4 protein-coding genes are annotated in these 6853 nt (G+C 36.7%); 3 read left to right on the top strand and 1 reads right to left on the bottom strand.

Features of this window, described 5'->3' with window-relative positions:
* Nucleotides 1–194: 194 nt before the first annotated feature.
* The 3 genes from V7014_RS02595 (at nt 195) to V7014_RS27150 (ending at nt 4928) form a co-directional block, all read left to right on the top strand.
* Nucleotides 195–2213 carry an S-layer homology domain-containing protein gene (locus V7014_RS02595; protein WP_335503887.1) on the top strand — a complete coding sequence of 673 codons (2019 nt, stop codon included), beginning with the start codon at nt 195–197 and terminating at the stop codon, nt 2211–2213.
* A 41-nt stretch (nt 2214–2254) separates the two neighbouring features.
* The gene (locus tag V7014_RS02590) at nt 2255–3736 is read left to right on the top strand and encodes an N-acetylglucosaminidase (protein ID WP_335503885.1); all 1482 of its coding nucleotides are present in this window, start codon (nt 2255–2257) and stop codon (nt 3734–3736) included.
* 193 nt (nt 3737–3929) lie between these two features.
* Nucleotides 3930–4928, top strand: coding sequence for an S-layer homology domain-containing protein (locus tag V7014_RS27150; RefSeq protein WP_438824853.1), 999 nt, complete (start codon nt 3930–3932; stop codon nt 4926–4928).
* A gap of 152 nt (nt 4929–5080) precedes the next feature.
* Here V7014_RS27150 and murJ read toward each other — a convergent pair whose 3' ends face one another.
* Complete coding sequence (gene murJ / locus V7014_RS02575; RefSeq protein WP_335503883.1) at nt 5081–6604, bottom strand: murein biosynthesis integral membrane protein MurJ; 1524 nt, start codon at nt 6602–6604, stop codon at nt 5081–5083.
* Between the last annotated feature and the right edge of the window lie 249 nt (nt 6605–6853).

Here is a 6853-nt window from a genome sequence, read left to right as displayed (position 1 = left end):
CTATATAAATACTAGATAAAAGTAATATGACTAATGGATTATTAATATAATATATGGGTTAAATGCTAGAAAAATCCATATTTTTTTAATATATTAGAAATTATATAGCACTATATGTAGAAATTTGCGAGAAATGTGCCGATAGAAAGAGAGAAAGAGCGTAGTTTCCTATAATTTATCGAAAGGAGCTCTCTATGAAAAAGCTAGTTTCTATACTTCTAAGTTTTATATTAATCGTGTCATTACTGCCGATTTCTCATGCTTCTGCTAGTTCATTGCAAAAAGAAATGCAGGCCATGGTGGATCAAGGGATTATTACAGGTTACCCAAATGGTGATTTGGCACCAAAAGATTACGTAAATCGTGGTCAATTTGCAACATTTCTTACTAGGGCACTTAAACTTCCAGAGGGAGAGCATCGCTTTGATGATGTGCCGAAGAATTCCACGTTAGCATTTGGTATTAATGCAGCTGCTAGTGCCGGTCTTATTTCAGGGTATACGCCTACTAAATTTGGTCCCAATGATTTAATAACGCGTGAACAGATGGCGGTTATGATTGATCGATCTTTAAGTTATCTTAAAATCGATAAGAAATCAGGCGAATTAAATTTTGTTGATCGTCATTTAATTAAGGCGACAGCAGCCGTTTCAAATATGGTAGGTCATCAAATAATTCTAGGCTCACCAACTCCGGAGGGTTTAAAATTTAATCCCACTGATAACGCAACACGTGAACATGCGGCAGCTTTTATGTACCGTATGTTAGAGGTAAATGAGAAGGAAAATCCATCAGTTGTAATACCGGAAGGGGAGAAACCGACAAATCCAGTAGATCCAGTAGAGCCTGAACCCCCAGTGGTAGATCCTCCTACTGAAAAGTATCCATTTGCGATCGGGACAATTGATCAAAAGGGTACTATAACACCAAATGAGAAAACATATAAATCGTTTCAAGAAGCTAGTGCAGCTTTCCCAAATGAAGCGAATCAAGTACTATTACATAACAATAAAATCATCAAGATGAATAGCGGTATTGTAGTAGCGAAAGCTTCTAAAGCTGGGTCTGCTACGAATGTGTATGAATCTAATTTAAAGACGTTGAAACTCGGAGTTATGTATGGAAGTGAAATGGAGTACGTTACTTCTGATGAAACGAAAATCACGGTTAAAGTAGCTGGACAAGTGGGGTACGTAAAGCATAGCGATGCTTATTTACAACCTAAGGTTGCAATTGAAAAACGATCTTACTATACAGTGGATGCACAAAGAAATCTAAAGCATTTTATTTATAATCCAGTTTCAAAACAATCCGCTTCATATACTTATGGAAAAGCACCGGCAGCCTTACAGACAAATGAAAAATACTATAGCTGGGATGGGGCAACGTTTGTAAGAGAAGATGGTACTTCGGTGGGGACATTCTATCAATATTTCAATGTACTACCATATCGTACAACAACTAATTATAGTGAAGCTGAGCTTGAAGCGATCATTATGAAGAAATTACAGTACATAGAATCTTTGTATAAGAAAAATCCGAAGTCCTATGCACGATATAAAGATGCAACGAAAAAAAGTAAATTAATAGGTTTAGGAAAAATAGCAAAAGATTTCGAGAAACATCATAAAATCAATGCGTTCATGGTAGTATCAAAAGCTATTATTGAAAGTGATTATGGAATGAGTACTAATGCGCAAAAGAAGAATAATCTTTTCGGTATTAAAGTATATGATAGCAATCCAGGAGCGGGTACATCCTTCAAGACTATTCGTGATTGTGTAGCTGAGTTAGTTAATCAATATTTAAACAAGAATTATATACCGGTAAATGGTGCGTATGCAAATAGCGGCATCCTTGGAAATAAGGCAAGAGGAGTTAATGTACGCTATGCAACAGATCCAAACTGGGGACAAAAAATATCAGGAACCATGTATATGCTAGATAAAGAAATGGGCGGAAAAGATTTTGAAAATAACGCAACGCCATACCAATTGTATGAATCTACAGCCGGGTTAACTGTTTATGCTTCACCAGAAGTGGTAAATTCCGGTAAGATATATACATACGCAAAGGAAGGGTATGTTTTTGCCGTTACTTCAAAAGAAGAGAGAGCCGACTATACGTGGTATCAAATTCTTTCTGATAGTAATGAAGATTTATATGGTTACGTAGTCTCTAAATATGCACGACAATTACCAATCGCTAAATAGTAGGGAATTGTCAATCAAGAAAGGTCTGATTGTAAACAATTATGAAGAAACTTGTTGCTTTAATGGTTGTATTTAGTATGTTGTTCCTTCTGCCAAATGTGAATACACTAGCTCAATCACAATCTGAGTCAAATGCATCAAGAGCAGCTACCAATAGTCAAAAACCATATGCGATTGCCACAATTAATGCAAAAGGTGAAAAGAAAGTACAGAAAACGTATGCAACCTTTGCAGAGGCAAATAAGAATTTTCAAAGAAAGAATAACCTAGTCATTTTGTATAAAAACAAAATTATCAAAATGTACAATGGAATCGTTGTTGCGAAGTCTCCGAATAAAGGTAGTATCACCCACATTTATCCAAATGTAAACCTAGTTAAGAATAGACATATAACTGGAGTAGCGTACGGCAATGAACTGGAATATGTAAGCTCCGACGATAAGAGCATCAAGATTAAGTATGCTGGTCAAGAAGGCTATGTGAGCCACAATGAAGCCTATTTATTACCGATGGTTATGATGAATGGTAAATCATCTTATTACCAAATAGATCCACAAAGAAATATTACTCATGTCGTATATAACCATATTAATAAGACGCAAGAGTCATATTTTTATGGGAAAGCGCCGGTGGCTGTAAAACCAGGTAATTATACAAGCTGGGATGGAATTAACTTCACATCGAAGAAAGATGGAAAGAAGGTAGGTCCATTCTATCAATATTTTAATATATTACCTTTTCGAACTGTCACGAATTATAGCGCAGCCGAACTAGACGCGATTATAATGAAGCAATTAAAAGCAAAAGAAGCAGAATCTAAAGCAAAGAAGAATACAACCTATTTAAATGCTTCGAAGAAGAGCAAATTAATCGGTCTTGGAAAAACATTAAAGAACGTTGAAAAAGAATATAGAGTCAACGCTTTAATGATTCTAGCTCAAGCCATTCATGAAAGTAATTATGGTATGAGTGGAAAAGCGCAGAAGGATAACAACCTTTTTGGAATTGGTGTTTACGATGAAAATCCTTTAATGGGTGGTCAGAAATATAAGACGGTTCAAGATAGCGTTAATGCATTAGTAAAGTCGGTTTTAAATAGGCACTACATTCCAGCTGATGGTGGCTATGCGAATGGAAGCCATTTAGGTAATAAGTATCGAGGTGTGAATGTTCGTTATGCCTCTGATCAATATTGGGGCCAAAAAATTGCCGGACATCTGTATATATTAGATAAAGAAATGGGCGGTAAAGATTTCATAAAGAATAAAAGTCCGTATGTGATGTATCAGATCGTCTCTACTCGTGGTTTAAATGTACGTTCAACGCCTGAGATTAATGACAATAGAATTTATCGTTATGGAAAAGATAAAGTAGGCATTATCTTAGCGACACTATCAAAAGAAGTAAAACCAGACTATACGTGGTATAAGATTGTTTCCGATCGTCTCGATACTCCTTATGGCTATGTTGCCAGTAGAGATGAAATTAGCGATTTAATAAAACAACTTCCAATTGCTAAATAAACGAAAGGGCGCGTGTTATGTTACACGCGTCTTTTTATGTTGTGTGACTGTAATATTATTTAATGGAAATGAAATGTTAATGCGTTAGAAGTAGTGGTACCATTTAAGCTGATCAGGAATTCCTCTATTAATCTACTAATAGTTTAATAGAAATGATTCATGAAAAATTATTACGTATAGATAGGAGAACGGCGTGAAGAAATTTACAACATTGCTATTAAGCTTCATATTAATGCTTTCACTTATTTCAGTAACCCCAACGTCTGCAGCTTCTAATGAAACAATTAGTGCTGAAATGCAGGCAATGGTGGACATGGGAGTAATTACAGGTTACGCAGATGGAACATATAAGCCATATGGTAAGGTAACGAGAGGGGAATTTGCGACATTTATTTCTCGAGCTCTTAACCTACCAAAAGGAGAACATAAATTTAAAGATGTGAATGTAAATTCAAAGCTAGCTCCAGGGATTAATGCTGCTGCTAAAGCAAACATCGTCCAAGGAGTTTCAAATACTACTTTTTCACCTAATAGTTTAATCACTCGCGAGCAAATGGCTCTGATGATTAATAATGCGTTAAACTATCTAGGTGTTCAACCAAAGAGCACATCCGTTAAAGTACTAGATATAAACAAAGTAAAATCATCAGTAACAAAGAAAGCCATCTACAGTATGATCGGCCATAACATTATTAAAGGATATGAAGCAAAAGGTGGCATTTTGTTTAAACCAACAGAAAATGCTACTCGCGAACATGCCGCAGCATTTATTAACCGCTTGTTAAAAACTTCAGGAAAAACGCCTCCTGCAGCTGTTAGTAATTATGAAAAGCAGGTAGTAGATTTAGTGAATAAAGAGCGTGCAAAAGTAGGCTTAAAGCCACTAATTCTTGATACGAATTTAAGTAAAGTCGCTCGTTTAAAATCACAAGATATGAATGATAAAAACTATTTCGATCATTATAGCCCAACTTACGGATCACTAGATAATATGCTAAAGAAGTTTGGTATCTCGTATAGCTATGCAGGTGAAAATATTGCCCAAGGTCAAAAAACACCAGAACAAGTGATGAAAAGCTGGATGAATAGTGACGGACATCGAAAAAATATTCTAAGCCCGAACTTCACTCATATTGGTGTAGGTCATTATGGAGCTTCGAACTACTGGACACAGCAGTTTATTGGGAAGTAACCTGATTAATCGGGAAAGTGGCCGGATAAAGTGATGAAGTCGCTGGATTAATCGGAAAAGTGGCGGGATTAATTCGAAAAGTGGACGGATTAAATAAAAAAGTCGCTGAATAAATGGAAAAAGCCATCGTTATAACAACGATGGCTTTTCATTTATGCGTTTTTCTTTCTTCTTACAAGTGAAAGTAAGCGTGTGAAAGCTTCTTTGTAGAATATTTTTAAACCAACCATATAAATAGCAGCACCTAGTCCGCCAAATAGCATTAATTGGACAAGGTCTGGCCAATTACCTAGTGGTGTGTAATGTTTGATTGCGTAGATTGGCAATGCCATTAGCAATGTTGGTGGAATGACACGAATGAACATTCCAATTAAGCGTTTTGATTCGCTCTTATCAAAATCACGATACATAATGATCGTTGAAACGATTAAGAAATAAATGGCTACAAGTGAGCTTGTAACAGCTAAACCAGGATAGCCTAAAGAGTCAACAATTAACCAGTTAATAATGAAGTTCAAAATAACGGTTGTTGCACTAATCTTAAATACAGTTGCCGTCTTTCCACGAGCGTACATTGATTTGGATACGATGAACTGTAAGCCTTGGGCAACAATCATCGGTAAATACAAGACAAGTGCTGTGTAAGTTTTTTCTGTATCTTCAGGTGTGAAGGCACCTCGTTCATAAATGAAGGAGATTGCTTCTTTTCCGACTAAGAGTAACCCGACTGCCATTGGTAATAGTGTGACAAGTGATATTTGCATACCTGTATGCATGGTTTCTTGAAACTTCTTCTTATCATCCACTTGTTCAGATAGTAAAGTGAAGATGATGGCTACGATTGTCGTAGCATAAATAGTATTTGGAATACTCACTAATAGAGAGGCTTTATCCAAATATGTTGCCCCGCCATCAGTCGTGCCAAGTGCAAATGTTTTGTTAACGAACATATTGATTTGACCAACAACTGAATTCAGTAATGACGGTATAATTAGTACAAGGAAAGCCTTCTGAAACTCACTTTCCACCTTTAAGCTAGGTGACCAGCGGAATCCACTTTTTAGTAAGTAGACAAACTGTACGATTATACCAAGAATAGTTCCGAATACAAAACCGTAAGCTAAGCTATAAATGCCCCACATGCTTGAGAACAAGAGTGCAAAGACAGCTCCCATTAAAGTAGCTGAAATCTTAGAAATTTGAGCTGGGACGAAGATTCGTCTGCCTTGTAAATATGATTCAAGGATACCGTTTAGTGCCACAGCACTCATCGCGATAAAGAAAATCTGCATCGTTTTAATCGCAACATGCTCTGCTTCAGGGCTAATATTATTGGGTGTTATAAACGGCAGAATATATGGAATCAAGAAGAATCCAAACACAGAAATAGTAAGGAACAGTAAAACTGTAGCGTTCATAATACCGTTCGCATTCTTTTCAGCCGCTTCGGGTTTTTCTTTCTTCTCCTTTACATACATCGGCAGGAAAACATTATTAAAGCCACCAGCTATCATAGCTACAACAAGTGTTATAAGAGAAAAAGCGTATACGTAACCATCGGTTGCTTCACTTACCCCGAATTGTTTAGAGACAATACTTTCACGGATGAAACCTGAAGCTTTAAGCAAAAGGGATAATAGAGTAATCCAAATGGCGGTTTTTTTTAATGTGGACAAGTGCCATGGCACCTCTTTTCTAATTATCTAGCGCAAATCCGCTTTTCTTAATAAAAATACGAAAGTATATAATTTTGCGGTGTCTAGCTCCAGCACCCAGCTCCTAGTGAACTTCACCAACCTCCCTACGATAAGTCAACATCGAATCGCTTATCAGCTCTTCGTGTTTCCTATATCTCAGTCGGTGGGCTCCAGTTCATACGGAGCTAAACGGGCGCTTCCGCTTTTCTTAGTGTCTAGCTCCAGCGC

The organism is Bacillus sp. JJ722, from assembly GCF_036963345.1.
Classification (GTDB): Bacteria; Bacillota; Bacilli; order Bacillales; family DSM-1321; genus Bacillus_AD.
This window is presented reverse-complemented; position numbering and strand designations above follow the sequence as displayed.

Excerpts from the sequence above, each read along its gene's own strand:
- V7014_RS02595 (WP_335503887.1), top strand. The coding sequence starts at position 195 with ATGAAAAAGCTAGTTTCTATACTTCTAAGTTTTATATTAATCGTGTCA.
- V7014_RS02590 (WP_335503885.1), top strand. The coding sequence starts at position 2,255 with ATGAAGAAACTTGTTGCTTTAATGGTTGTATTTAGTATGTTGTTCCTT.